At 59.9% G+C, this 13229-nt stretch carries 13 protein-coding genes; 4 read left to right on the top strand and 9 right to left on the bottom strand.

Annotated elements, in window-relative coordinates; translation table 11 throughout:
- Positions 1-59: 59 nt before the first annotated feature.
- Both clpX and clpP read right to left on the bottom strand, forming a co-directional pair.
- The gene (gene clpX, locus AC1D35_RS03500; RefSeq protein WP_113301224.1) at positions 60-1337 is read right to left on the bottom strand and encodes an ATP-dependent Clp protease ATP-binding subunit ClpX; all 1278 of its coding nucleotides are present in this window, start codon (positions 1335-1337) and stop codon (positions 60-62) included.
- 305 nt (positions 1338-1642) lie between these two features.
- A complete protein-coding gene (gene clpP / locus AC1D35_RS03505; protein ID WP_113301223.1) occupies positions 1643-2272 on the bottom strand; it encodes an ATP-dependent Clp endopeptidase proteolytic subunit ClpP in 630 nt (209 codons plus the stop codon).
- A 382-nt stretch (positions 2273-2654) separates the two neighbouring features.
- Here clpP and AC1D35_RS03510 point away from each other — a divergent pair, with 382 nt between their 5' ends.
- The gene (locus AC1D35_RS03510; RefSeq protein WP_113301222.1) at positions 2655-3908 is read left to right on the top strand and encodes a GGDEF domain-containing protein; all 1254 of its coding nucleotides are present in this window, start codon (positions 2655-2657) and stop codon (positions 3906-3908) included.
- A gap of 145 nt (positions 3909-4053) precedes the next feature.
- Positions 4054-5298, top strand: coding sequence for a cytochrome P450 (locus AC1D35_RS03515; RefSeq protein WP_477851791.1), 1245 nt, complete (start codon positions 4054-4056; stop codon positions 5296-5298).
- An 83-nt stretch (positions 5299-5381) separates the two neighbouring features.
- Here AC1D35_RS03515 and pstB read toward each other — a convergent pair whose 3' ends face one another.
- The 5 genes from pstB to AC1D35_RS03540 all read right to left on the bottom strand — a co-directional run bounded on the left by pstB (position 5382) and on the right by AC1D35_RS03540 (position 10236).
- Positions 5382-6140, bottom strand: a complete 759-nt coding sequence (pstB, locus tag AC1D35_RS03520) for a phosphate ABC transporter ATP-binding protein PstB (protein ID WP_477851857.1) — start codon at positions 6138-6140, stop codon at positions 5382-5384.
- A gap of 50 nt (positions 6141-6190) precedes the next feature.
- Positions 6191-7048 (bottom strand): phosphate ABC transporter permease PstA, encoded by an 858-nt coding sequence (gene pstA / locus AC1D35_RS03525; protein ID WP_477851793.1) that lies wholly within the window; start codon positions 7046-7048, stop codon positions 6191-6193.
- Between the two features lie 2 nt (positions 7049-7050).
- Entirely contained in the window at positions 7051-8028 is a 978-nt protein-coding gene (gene pstC, locus AC1D35_RS03530) for a phosphate ABC transporter permease subunit PstC (RefSeq protein WP_113308473.1), read from the bottom strand.
- Positions 8029-8116: 88 nt separating this feature from the next.
- Positions 8117-9139, bottom strand: a complete 1023-nt coding sequence (gene pstS, locus AC1D35_RS03535) for a phosphate ABC transporter substrate-binding protein PstS (protein WP_113301219.1) — start codon at positions 9137-9139, stop codon at positions 8117-8119.
- A 293-nt stretch (positions 9140-9432) separates the two neighbouring features.
- Entirely contained in the window at positions 9433-10236 is an 804-nt protein-coding gene (locus AC1D35_RS03540; RefSeq protein ID WP_477851795.1) for an SDR family NAD(P)-dependent oxidoreductase, read from the bottom strand.
- A 151-nt stretch (positions 10237-10387) separates the two neighbouring features.
- Here AC1D35_RS03540 and AC1D35_RS03545 point away from each other — a divergent pair, with 151 nt between their 5' ends.
- A complete protein-coding gene (locus AC1D35_RS03545; protein WP_477938222.1) occupies positions 10388-10864 on the top strand; it encodes a MarR family winged helix-turn-helix transcriptional regulator in 477 nt (158 codons plus the stop codon).
- A gap of 9 nt (positions 10865-10873) precedes the next feature.
- Here AC1D35_RS03545 and AC1D35_RS03550 read toward each other — a convergent pair whose 3' ends face one another.
- Both AC1D35_RS03550 and AC1D35_RS03555 read right to left on the bottom strand, forming a co-directional pair.
- Positions 10874-11218 (bottom strand): cupin domain-containing protein, encoded by a 345-nt coding sequence (locus AC1D35_RS03550; protein WP_477851797.1) that lies wholly within the window; start codon positions 11216-11218, stop codon positions 10874-10876.
- Positions 11219-11220: 2 nt separating this feature from the next.
- Positions 11221-11838: a LysE family transporter gene (locus AC1D35_RS03555; protein ID WP_477851799.1), complete on the bottom strand. Its 618-nt coding sequence runs from the start codon at positions 11836-11838 to the stop codon at positions 11221-11223.
- A gap of 487 nt (positions 11839-12325) precedes the next feature.
- Between AC1D35_RS03555 and AC1D35_RS03560 the strand changes: the two genes are divergently transcribed.
- Positions 12326-13222 (top strand): alanine--tRNA ligase-related protein, encoded by an 897-nt coding sequence (locus AC1D35_RS03560; RefSeq protein ID WP_477851800.1) that lies wholly within the window; start codon positions 12326-12328, stop codon positions 13220-13222.
- The last annotated feature ends 7 nt before the right edge of the window (positions 13223-13229 follow it).

Raw genomic sequence — 13229 nt, forward strand, 5'->3', positions numbered from 1 at the left:
AAATAGAAAGGGGCCTGCACAAGGCAAGCCCCTTAAAATAACGGTTCTCAATTCGAGCTTCAGGCCGAAACGTTTGCCTTCTCGTCCTGGCGGTCGGCGTAGATATAGAGCGGACGAGCCGAGCCGCGTGCGACCTCTTCGGAGATGACGACTTCGCGCACACCTTCCAGAGCCGGCAATTCGAACATCGTGTCGAGCAGGATCTTTTCCATGATCGAACGCAGGCCGCGGGCGCCGGTCTTGCGGACAATCGCCTTGCGGGCGATTTCGCGCAGTGCATCCTCGTGGAAGCTCAGCTCTACGTCTTCCATCTCGAACAAGCGTTGATACTGCTTGATGAGCGCGTTTTTCGGCTCGGACAGGATCTGGATCAGCGCATCCTCATCGAGGTCTTCCAGCGTTGCCAGGACCGGCAGACGGCCGATGAATTCCGGGATGAGGCCGAACTTGACCAGATCTTCCGGCTCCAGTTCGCGCAGCACTTCGCCGACGCGGCGGTCGTCCTGCGCCTTGACACTCGCGCCGAAGCCGATCGAGGTCTTCTCGCCACGGGCCGAAATGATCTTGTCGAGACCAGCGAAGGCGCCGCCGCAGATGAACAGGATGTTCGTCGTGTCGACCTGCAGGAATTCCTGCTGCGGATGCTTGCGGCCGCCCTGCGGCGGTACGGAAGCAACCGTGCCTTCCATGATCTTCAGAAGCGCCTGCTGCACGCCCTCACCCGACACGTCGCGGGTTATGGACGGGTTGTCGGACTTCCGGGAGATCTTGTCGACTTCGTCGATGTAGACGATGCCGCGCTGGGCGCGCTCGACATTGTAATCCGCAGCCTGAAGAAGCTTCAGAATGATGTTTTCGACGTCTTCGCCGACATAGCCGGCTTCCGTCAGCGTGGTCGCGTCGGCCATCGTGAAGGGAACGTCGATGATGCGGGCGAGCGTCTGGGCGAGATAGGTCTTGCCGCAGCCGGTCGGGCCAACCAGCATGATGTTCGACTTCGCCAGTTCGACATCGCCGTTCTTGGAGGCGTGCGCGAGACGCTTGTAGTGATTGTGAACGGCGACCGACAGGATCTTCTTCGCCTGACGCTGGCCGATGACATATTCGTCGAGAACCTTGATGATGTCCTGGGGCGTGGGAACGCCGTCACGGGACTTGACCATCGAGGACTTGTTCTCCTCACGGATGATGTCCATGCACAATTCGACGCATTCATCGCAGATGAACACGGTCGGTCCGGCAATAAGCTTCCGGACTTCATGCTGGCTCTTTCCGCAGAAAGAACAATAGAGGGTGTTCTTACTGTCGCCGCCGTTGCTGCCGCTGACCTTGCTCATATCACTTTCCTTCCAGCACGCCGCATTTCGAACGCGAAATCGCGGTCCACTCAATCAGCTCCCTGGCAGCACTCCCTACCCGGAGTTCCTGCCGACAAGGGCTTCAGGGGGTACGAACCGGGCCCAATCAATCATGTCCGGGTACCGGCGGCAACGAATTCCCCTTCGAATGCCGAATGCTATGTCATAAAAATTCAACATAGCATTAATAGTTACTATTAGCGTCTCCGCCGCCAGATGAAACCCCTTGTTCAATCACAAATGGGATAGAACTGTGGCGGCGAAAACACCATCCCTATTAATTACTAGGCCTGCTCGCCTTCCATTTCGACGCGCGATGTCAGAACCTTGTCGATGACGCCCCAGGTCTGGGCCTCGTCCGCATCCATGAAATGGTCACGGTCGAGGGTCTTTTCAACTTCTTCGAGGGTACGGCCCGTGTGCTTCACGTAGACCTCGTTGAGGCGGCGCTTCATCTTGATGATGTCGCGGGCATGGCGTTCGATGTCCGAAGCCTGGCCCTGGAAACCGCCCGAGGGCTGATGAACCATGATGCGGGAATTCGGCGTGGCGAAACGCATGTCCTTGTGACCGGCAGCCAGGAGCAGCGAGCCCATGGAAGCGGCCTGGCCGATGCAAAGCGTCGAGACAGCCGGCTTGATGAACTGCATGGTGTCGTAGATCGCCATGCCGGCAGTGACGACGCCGCCCGGCGAATTGATATAGAGCGCGATTTCCTTCTTCGGGTTTTCCGCCTCGAGGAAGAGAAGCTGGGCGCAGACGAGCGTCGCCATATGATCCTCGACAGGGCCTGTCAGGAAGATGATGCGTTCCTTGAGCAGGCGGGAATAGATGTCGTAGGAGCGTTCACCGCGATTGGTCTGTTCCACAACCATCGGCACGAGTGCCATAGCGGTATCGACTGGGTTTCTCATGTGCGTCCTTTTAACGTCTTTCCGGCGAAAGCCGGGAATCAAAGAAAAATGCCTTGTCCCTACATAGAGTGTCCCCGCCCCCCTCTTCAAGACACGCATAAGGATAACGTTAAGAAGGGTGCGCGGCATATGACTTTGGCATTTCACTATTCCGTTTCTCCCAAACGCCTGTTAACGGCGAGGCCTTACCTTTGCCTCTCACAGTTTTTCTCTGTGACAAGATGAAGGAAGGCTTACCGGGCTCGACGGATCTCACGGGTATTTACCGGGCGGAAAGCTTATCGGCAGATATCGCCGAAATTGCCGGTCCCAGATTTGTGCCATTAATCAAACAGCGAGCTTCTTCGGCAAGGATGCGGCCAACACTCAAGGGGTTGATGCCGTGTTCAATGTCACTACAGGTCTGTCCATCTGGTGCTCCGAAGCCCTTACGCTCGCTCTGGTTCTGTGCGTGGCCTGGCGCCACAACCAGAAGAGCGGCGCCTACCTTTATTGGGCGCTCGGCTTCCTGTTCAGTGGCATCGGCTTTGCGCTCGTTGCGGCCCGCGGCGGAATCCCCGACCTGCTTTCCATCGAAATCGGCAATGCCATTGCCCTGCTCGGCCAGAGCGCCTGGGTCGCCGGCTTCCTGGCGCTCGACCGCAAGAAGATGGAATGGTGGGCGCTGCTGCCGCCGGCAATCTGGCTTGCGGGCGTTTTCCTTCCATGGATCAACGAGGATTATTCCAACCGCGTCATTCTCTACAATCTCTCCTCTGCGACTGGCGCCACTGCGCTTGCCATGGCGGTCGCCGCCGGCGACATCCATCGCGAGCGTACCCGCATCAAGCTGATGGCGATCTTCGTGCTGCAGGCCTTCCTCTGCTTCGGCGTGGCGCTGGCAATGGCGCTTATTCTGCCTTCGGATGGGGAAGCGACGAATTTCAGCGGAGCGGCCGCCATGGCCAGCGCCTTCCTGCTCACCATCGCCTTCGCGCTCACCTGCCGCCTCATCATGGAGCGATCGGAACGCCATCTGCGCCTCCTGACGCTCACGGATTCGCTGACGGGCGTGCTGAACCGCCGCGGCCTGCTCGGCTATTTCGGCAAGATCCAAGAGAAAGCGCATGACGATCAGCATCAGGTCGGCGTCATCCTCTTCGACCTCGACCATTTCAAGCGCGTCAACGACCGCTTCGGCCATCAGTCTGGCGATGCGGTCCTGACCGCCTTTGCCCGCCTCGCCCGCCAATATATCCCGAACAATATCTTCGGCCGCATGGGCGGCGAGGAATTCGCAGCCTTCGTCACCGTCCGAGACCAGACCGAAGCAGAAGCGCTGGCGGAATCGATCCGCGCCGAATTCTGCCGCCTGCCGGTCAACACAGGCGAGGCACTGGTTCCCGCCACCGTCAGCGTCGGCATCGCACTATCCTCGGCGATCGAGGCCAATATCGACCGGCTGGTGTCGGCCGCCGACCGGGCGCTCTATTCGGCGAAGGCTGCCGGCCGCAACTGCACGGTCGTCTTCGGCGAGGAGGAGGCTGCAGCACCAGCGCCTGGCGAACCGAACACCAATGCAGGCGAACTCGTGCCGACCGTCGACGATCAGGTGGAAGCACTGCGCCGCATGGGTGTGCTCTCTCGCGCCGGCTAGAGCATTTCCGCTTCTTCAAGCAACGGAAAAGCTCTAGCCTTTTGTTTTTACGCAATTCCGGACGCAAAACCGCTGCACAGTTTTGCTCGAACTGCTTCAAGCGACCATCTTTTCGAGGCTTGGCAAATCCGCTAAGCCTCTGCCCATGATGATACCGCCCTTCCTCAAGATCGATCCAGCAACCCGCCGCGTGTCGCTCGATGGCAGCGACCCGGCCTTCTACGGCGATCCGAACGCGGTCTATGCCGCGCTTCATGCCCATTGTCCCACCTTCTATTGGGAACAGCAGAAGCAGTGGTTCGTCACCGGCTATGATCATGTGAACGGACTGCTGCGCGACCGCCGCTTCGGCCGGCAGATCCTGCATATTGCCAGCCGCGAGGAGCTTGGCCTGCCCGAACCGGAGCCGCATATCGCCGCCTTCGATCTCGCCGAACGCTATTCGCTGCTGGAGTTGGAGCCGCCGGAACACACGCGGCTGCGTACCCTCGTCAACCGCGCCTTCGTGTCTCGCCATGTCGAGAAGATGAAGCCGGAGCTGGAAGAGCTCGCAAATAGACTGATCGACGGCTTTGCCGACAAGGGCGAAGTCGAGCTTCTTTCGGCCTTTGCCGATGTCATCCCGGTGACGATGATCGCCCGCATGATCGGCATTCCCGAGGAGATGGGGCCGCAGCTGCTGAAATGGTCGCATGCCTATGTGCGCATGTATATGTTCGGCCGCACCCGTGCGGACGAGGATGCCGCCGAGCAGGCTGCCAGGGAATTTTCCGATTACGTGAAAACAGTCATTACCGAGCGCCGGGCAGAGCCGCGTGACGACCTGCTGACGCACATGATCCATACCGAACACAAGGGCCAGTACCTGACGGAAGATGAGCTCGTTTCGACGACCATCGTGCTGCTCAATGCCGGCCATGAGGCGACGGTCCACCAGATCGGCAATTCGGTGCGCATCATTCTGGATAGCGGCTACGATCCCGCCGATCTCTTCCGCGACGAGACCGCCACCGAGCGGACGGTCGAGGAGACGCTGCGCATCTGCGCGCCCGTCCACATCTTCCAGCGCTGGGCGCTCGAGCCCGCCGAGATCGACGGCGTAGAGTTCAAGCGCGGCGACAAGGTCAGCATGCTCCTCGCCGCCGCCAATCTCGATCCGGCGAAGTTTTCCGATCCCCTCACCTTCAAGCCCGACCGCAACGAGGCGCCCAATCTCTCCTTCGGCGCCGGCATCCATTTCTGCATCGGCGCACCGCTGGCGCGGCTGGAGCTCAATGTCGTGCTTCCGATCCTTTTCAGACGCCTGCCGGGGCTCAAGCTTGCGAAGACGCCCGTCGTCAAGGACGTCTACCACTTCCACGGCCTCGATCGCCTGGATCTCGTCTGCTAAGCCATCTTTCCGAAATCCGGAACCGAAAACGGCCGGCATGCTCATCGCACGCCGGCCGTCCTTTTCAGCAAAAGAATGTCGTATCAGCCGTAACGGCCGGTGATGTAGTCTTCCGTGCGCTTGACCTTCGGCGACTGGAAGATCTGCGCGGTCGGGCCGTATTCGATCAGCTCACCGAGATACATGAAGGCGGTGTTGTCGGAGATGCGGCTTGCCTGCTGCATGTTGTGGGTGACGATGACGATCGTGAACTCGCCCTTCAACTGCGAGATCAGTTCTTCGACCTTGGCGGTCGAGATCGGGTCAAGGGCCGAGGTCGGCTCATCGAGAAGCAGGACTTCCGGGCGCAGCGCCACGCCGCGGGCGATGCAGAGACGCTGCTGCTGGCCGCCGGAAAGGCCAAGGCCGCTGCCCTTCAGCTTGTCCTTGACCTCATCCCAGAGGGCAGCCTGCCGGAGCGCCTGCTCGACGCGGACATCCATGTCGGCCTTGTTGAGGCGCTCATGGTGGCGAATGCCGTAGGCAATGTTGTCATAGATCGACATCGGGAACGGCACCGGCTTTTGGAACACCATGCCGACTCGGGCGCGCAGCTCGTTCATCGAGAAGCTCGGGTCGAGAATGTTCTTCCCGTCAAGCTTGATCGAGCCGCTGGCGCGCATCTTCGGATACAGCATGTAGATGCGGTTCAGGATGCGCAGCAGCGTGGACTTGCCGCAGCCGGAGGGACCGATCAGGGCGGAGACCTGACGTTCCGGGAAGCTCAGGCTCACATCCTTGATCGCATGAGAATCGCCATAATAGAAATTGACTTTCTCGAGGGAGATCTTGTCTTTGGCCATCGGCTTTCGCGACGTGCTGGTGGTGTCGAAAGTGTCTGGGGACTGAAGCATCATTTCCCACCTTTTCGGTTCAGGACGGAGCGCGATACGACGCTCAGGATTAGAACGAAGGCCGTCATCACGAAGGCACCGGCCCATGCAAGATTCTGCCATTGCTCATAGGGGCTCATGGCGAACTGGAAGATGACGACCGGAATGTTCGCCATCGGCTGGGACATGTTCAAGCTCCAATACTGGTTGTTCAGAGCGGTGAAGAGGAGCGGCGCGGTTTCGCCCGAAATGCGGGCGATGGCGAGCAGGATACCGGTGAGGATGCCCGTGGAGGCGGCGCGATAGAGGACATTGACCGTGACCTTCCAGCGCGGGATGCCGAGCGAAAGGGCTGCCTCACGCATGACATCGGGAACCAGCCGCAGCATCTCGTCGGTCGTGCGAACCACGACCGGCAGGAAGATGAAGGCGAGCGCGATGCCGCCTGCGAAACCCGAGAAGCGTGACGTCGGGCGGACGACCACTTCATAGACGAACAGACCGATGATGATTGACGGCGCCGAGAGCAGGATGTCGTTGACGAATCGGATGGCCTCGCCGAGTTTCTTGCCGCGCGCGAATTCCGACAGGTAGGTGCCGGCCAGCACGCCGATCGGCGTGCCGATGATAACGGCCAGAACGACCATCAGCAGGCTGCCCATGAAGGCATTGGCGAGACCGCCTCCGTCTTCGCCGGGCGGCGGCGTCATTTCCGTAAGAAGGCTGGGGCTGAGCGCGGACAAGCCGTGGATCAGCGTCGTCCAGAGGATCCACACCAGGAAGAACAGGCCGAGCATGGTCGCGAGGCCGCAAAGCGTCAGCGCGATCGTGCTGCCGATCTGGCGACGGCGGTAGAGGGAACCCGAATAGGTAGCCACGATTACTCTCCCCTCTGCTTTGCCATGCGCGCGAGCATGAGCTTGGCGGCGGCCAGAACGATGAAGGTGACGACGAAGAGGATGAGGCCGAGGGCTGCGAGCGACGACCTGTAGAGGTCGTCCGAAGCCTCGGCAAACTCGTTGGCGAGGGTCGCCGCGATCGAAGTGCCGGGCTCCATCAGCGACACCGCGATATTGTGGGTGTTGCCGAGGACGAATGTCACCGCCATGGTCTCACCGAGCGCACGGCCGAGACCCAGGAAGATGCCGCCGACGACAGCAGTGCGCGTGTGCGGGATGACGATGTCACGCACCACTTCCCACTTGGTCGAACCCAGCGCATAGGCCGATTCCTTGAGCTGCGCAGGGACGACCAAGAAGACGTCGCGCATGACCGAGGAGATGAAAGGGATGATCATGATCGCCAGCACGATGCCTGACGTCAGCATGCCGATGCCGAGCGGAGCGCCCGAGAACAGCGCGCCGATCACCGGGATCGGGCCGAGCCAGTCGATCAGAACCGGCTGGATGTAATCCGACATGAAGGGAGCAAACGTAAAGAGACCCCACATGCCGTAAATGATCGAGGGGATGCCGGCGAGAAGCTCGACTGCGCCGCCGATCGGCCCGCGAATGGAGCGCGGCGCAACTTCGGTGATGAAAACCGCAATACCGAGGCTGACGGGAACGCCGATGATCATGGCGAGCGCCGAGGTGACCAGCGTACCGTAGATCGGCACAAGGCCTGCGAATTTCTCGGCAACCGGATCCCATTCCGTGCCGGTCAGGAAGCCGAAGCCGAAGGTCCGGAACGCGAGAAGCCCGCTCAGGGCCATGGAGATCGCCGCGGCCAGCAGGGCGGCGAGAACGAACAGGCCACAGCCCAAAACTATCCAGTAAAAAATACGATCGCCTGCGGCGCCGTCGCGGCGCTTCACGCCCGCGGTGTCGGCGGGCAGCGATGCCAATGCTTCGCTCATATCCGTACGCTCTGCTGCTTTGAGGGGGTATCAAAGGTATCAGGGGCGGAAAGCTTGGCTTTCCGCCCCGACTGCAGTTTCGTCAGGATCAGCCCTTGAAGGAGGCCGTCCAGTAACCTTCGATCTGCTTCACGAGCGTGTCCGGAAGCGGAACGTAGTCGAGCGAGGAAGCTTCCTTCTGGCCCTTTTCGAGAGCCCACTTGAAGAAGGCAAAAGCAGCCTTGGAGCGAGCAGCGTCCTTTGGCTCCTTGTACATGATTGCCCAGGTGGTCGCCGTGATCGGCCAGGCCTTTTCGCCCGGAGCGTTGGTCATGATCAGGTAGAAGTCCTGAGCCTTGCCCCATTCTGCGCTTGCAGCGGCAGCCGAGAAGCTTTCAGCATTCGGCTTCGGATACTGGCCGGAAGCGTTCTGGATGAGAACGTAGGGCAGCTTGTTCTGCAGGGCGTAGGCGTATTCGACGTAGCCGATCGAGTCCTTGACGCGGGTGACGTAAGCAGCAACGCCTTCGTTGCCTTTGCCGCCGATGCCGACCGGCCAATTGACGGCAGTGCCTTCACCGACCTTCGACTTCCAGTCCGGGTTTACCTTGGAGAAGAAGTTCGTCCAGTTGAAAGAGGTGCCCGAACCGTCCGAACGGTGAACGACGGCGATCTGGCTGTCGGGCAGCTTCAGGCCCGGGTTCAGATCGGCGATGGCCTTGTCGTTCCACTTGGTGACGTTGCCGAGGTAGATGTCGGCGAGAACCTTGCCCGAGAGCTTCAGTTCGCCTGATTTGATGCCCTTGACGTTGATGACGGGAACGATGCCGCCGACAACGAGCGGAAACTGGCCAAAGCCGCCAGCCGTCAGATCTTCCGGCTTGAGCGGGGCGTCAGAAGCGCCGAAGTCAACCGTTGCAGCCTTGATCTGGGCGATACCACCGCCCGAACCGATCGACTGGTAATTCAGCTTGTCGCCGGTTTCCTTGTTGTAGTCTGCCGACCACTTCGAAAGAACCGGGTAGACGAAGGTGGAGCCAGCGCCGGTAATGTCGGCAGCGGAAGCCGAGACTGCCAGAGCGGCAACCAGGCCGGCGCCGAGGCAGGCCGAAAGGAGTTTCTTGGTGAGCATTTGCGACTCTTCCCTGATGGAACTAGAGGACGACGAGGCTCGGCGCCATGGAGGGGGTGTCCACTGTCAGGGGCGCTGAATTTCCTCGTCACGGGAAGGCGGCTAGGCGTCTATTATTACAGTTTGATGACAGTTTGTGACGGGTGACATGAAATGCAAAGCTGTGCATAAGCCACTGAAGCCACTGACTTTCCTAATAAATCGCGCATCAACAAAGCCCTAGCGAAGGAGGTGCGGCCCTATTGCCGCAGGGCTGCGGTCGATTGCCGCAGCCCAGTTCGAAAATGTCGCAATCAGACCTTGGAAATCCCGTAGCGCGCGGCAGGCCTGTCGAGAGAAAGGTTCGGGCCAAGCCCATGACGAGCGGCCGTATAGGCGTCAAAATCGGTGATATCAGGCAGCGAAGGGATGGTGATCACCTCGCCCTGATCGAAACCCGCGAGAGCGGCATCCACCATGTCGGCCACGTCCATCACCATGGATGGTGGGAAGCTGTCGAAGGAACCGCCGACACGCTCGAAGATCTCGGTGCGGGTCAGGCCCGGCAACACAGCCTGGATCTTGACGCCCTTCGGACCGGCTTCGGCATTCAGCGCATGGGTGAGGTTCAACACGAAAGCCTTGGTGGCGCTGTAAGTGCCGTTGAAACGCTCGGGGATGAAGGCGACGACGGAGGCGATGTTGATGACTGCGCCCTTGCCGCGTTCGGCGAAAGTCTGGGCGGCGGCAACGGCAAGCCGGTTTGCTGCGACGACGTTCAGTTCGATCATGGTTTCGAGATAGTCGATGTCATCTTCGAGCAGCGTGCCCTTCGGGCCGATGCCGGCATTGTTGACGAGGAGCGTGATGGCCTTGTCGTCGCGCAGGCGCTGCTCGACCTTGCGCACGTCCTCGCGCTTGGTGAGGTCAGCGGGCAGCACGTCCACCTTGATGCCCTGCTCTGCCGAGAGCTTTTCCGAGAGCGCATTCAGGCGACTGGCGTCACGGGCGACGAGCAGAAGATCGTAGCCGCGCTTGGCAAGCCGGTCGGCATAGGTTGCGCCGATGCCCGAAGAGGCGCCGGTGACGAGAGCAGTTCCGAGAGTGGAGGCAGACATGGTTCCATCCTTTCGTGATTGGAAATTAGAGGTATATGCCACCATATGAGGAGCGAACCCGAATTTACGCAAGGGGCGCGACGAAAAATAAACGTAGCGGCGTTTGGCGCGTCATCAATATGCTAGAGACATCCGCCGCAGGAGAATGATGATGAATGAACGGGCGAAGCTCTTCGAGGGCTGGCAGATCTGCAGCAACAGCGCGCTGAAGAGAGCGACTCGCCAGCTCGGCCAGCTCTATGATGACGTCATCGATGCGAGCGGCCTCAGAGGCACGCAATATACGCTGATGACGCAGATCCATATGAATTCCGGCTCATCGCTGAAGGTTCTGGCCGAAAACATGGTGATGGATCTTTCAGCGCTCGGCCACACGCTCAAGCCGCTGATCCGGGACGGGCTGGTGGAACTCGTGCCCGACGAGAAGGACCGCCGCGTCAAGCGCACCAGGCTGACGGAAGCCGGCATCGACAAATGGCAGGAAGCGACCCGACTCTGGCGGGAAGCGCATCAACGCTTCGAGCATCTCTTGGGCCAAGAACAGGCAAAGGCCCTGCGCGACACGCTGAACCTGATTGCCTCGAAGGATTTCGCCAGCCGCTTCCGGGCTGGCGAAAACAAAGGCTGATCCGCGACGTCAGAGGCGGATCACATAATCCTTGCGAGTCGTTTCAATCACTTCCCAGGTTCCGTTGAAGCCCGGTCTGAGGATGAGGCGGTCGCCGGCTTTGAGGTGAATGGCCTCGCCGCCGTCTTCGGTCACGATGGAATGGCCGGAGAGGATGCTGAAATATTCCCATTCCTCATAGACGATACGCCACTTGCCTGGCGTCGCCTCCCAGATGCCGGCATAAAGGCCGCCCTCGGCCTCCTCCAGGTTCCAGGTGCGGAATTGCGGATCGCCGGAGATAATGCGTTCGGCGGCGGGAGCGCCGACTTCCGGTTCGATGCTGTCGATATCGAAGGGGATAACGTTTGCCATGGTCACCGCGCCGAGGTCAGAAGTTTCAGGCCGAAGCCCATGAAGATGACGCCGGCCGCGGCATCGAGTGTCTTGCGGCCGCGCGCATAGGCGCCGGCAACGGCCGGATTGCGCAGCACCGTCAACACGAAGGAGTACCAGAGCGAGGAGACCAGAACCATCGTGGCGACAGCCGAAGCACCCTGTATCCAGCTGTGCTCGACCGGAAGTGTCGCTGCAAAGAGGGAGGCGACGAAAAAGGCCGATTTCGGATTGGCGAGATTGGTCGCGAGCCCCGAATAGAAGGCCTGCTTCGGACCAATCCCTGCCGGCGCGGCATTCGGCTCACTGCCGCTTACCTTGCGCCAGCTGTTCCAGACGAGCTTCGCGCCGAGGAAGCAAAGATAAAGCCCGCCTGCGACCTTCAGGAACAGATAGGCGAAGGGCACAGCGGCAAAGAGCGCGCTGATGCCGAGCCAGCCGGCCAGCCCCCAGCAGAAAGTACCGAGGATGACACCGGCGATGACGGCAACCGCCGCGCTTCGCGACCCCTCCAGCGCCGTTCTGACGACAATGAAAAAGTTCGGACCCGGCGTAATGGCGGCCACCGCCCAGATGGCTGCAACGGAAAGCAGGAACATGAAAGCCTTTCTATTCTTTGCAGCAAACCTCTGCACGAACCGCAATAAAATCGTCCGCCTTTTCACACGGCAGCGCCGACGTCTAAGCAGACATCCGACACTGGGGCAATCACCCCCTGAGAGTAGGATAATCCCACCCTCCAGCCAGACGGCCGCGAGCTTCTTTTAGGAGAGCAACATAGTCCGCCCTGAATGGCGATACCAATTGCTTTTCAAGGTCTGCCAACAGCCTGTGCAGCACCGCCCCCTCAGCGGTGCTTTCGAAGCACTCCGCGTTGGGAGTCGCAGCACTGCTCTGTTCGCACCAGCGTGACAAAAGTTCGAAAAGAACCAGCGCTTCATTGGGAGAGAGGTGGATTTCCGCTCCATGGGGCGGATCATGTTGTTCGTTTTCCATGATCCGAAGGTGGCACGCACCGCGCATCTGCGCAATGAACTGGCCGGTCTCTGGCAGCCGCATATTGTTTGACGCTGCACATGACCGTATATGAATCGCAGGCAAACAACAGCAAAGGAGGTTGCCTATGTCACAGCGGGACGCCTGAACCAGGAATACCAGAACTACTGCCTCTCCAGAGGCATTGCATTCTCACGCATTGAATCCGTACGGCCGCACGACGATACCACGCTCTTCTGCAGCGCTGGAATGCAGCAGTACAAGCCCCTCTTCTCCAGTCCATCCCACATGGGAACCGTCGCAAACAGCCAGGCTTGCCTGCGCATGGGCGACTTGGAAGAGATCGGAGACGGGACGCACTTCCTCTACTTCACCATGCTTGGGCTGTTCTCGTTTCGCGAGATGACGGTCGGCGAGGCTATCGACTTTTGGCTGGGCTTTCTCGGATCGCTCGGCCTGACGCCGGATCACGCCACCATTCATCCCGACAAGGTCGACGAGTGGTCCCCGCTCTATAGCGGACGGGTACCGATCATCTCTGACCCGGAATGCACCTGGAGCGACGGCAATGTGACGGGATACTGTACCGAATTCTACAGGGACGGAATCGAGATCGGGAACATCGTCAACCCGCTCGGGACTTGTATCGACGTGGGGTTTGGCCTCGAACGCCTCGACATGTTGATCAATGGAACGCCACCGGAGTCCGCGCTTGAAACGCTGGTTTCGACGGCGATGATGATCATCCGCTCTGGCTATGTTCCGGGCAACAAGGAACAGGGTTACGTCCTGCGCAAATTGCTGAGACGCATCCAGATTATGGGCGGCAAGGTGGATCATCATTTCTTTGCCGAGGAAGCCGATCGACAGAAGCGGATTGCCGAAAAGTTCGAACGCCTCCGCCACAAGCATCCGGACAAATCGAAAGAATGGTGGTTCGACACCCATGGCATCGACATTGACCTTTGTGGCAATGCGTCGTCATGAGGTTACA

The organism is Rhizobium sp. P1_E6 (genome assembly GCF_056405875.1).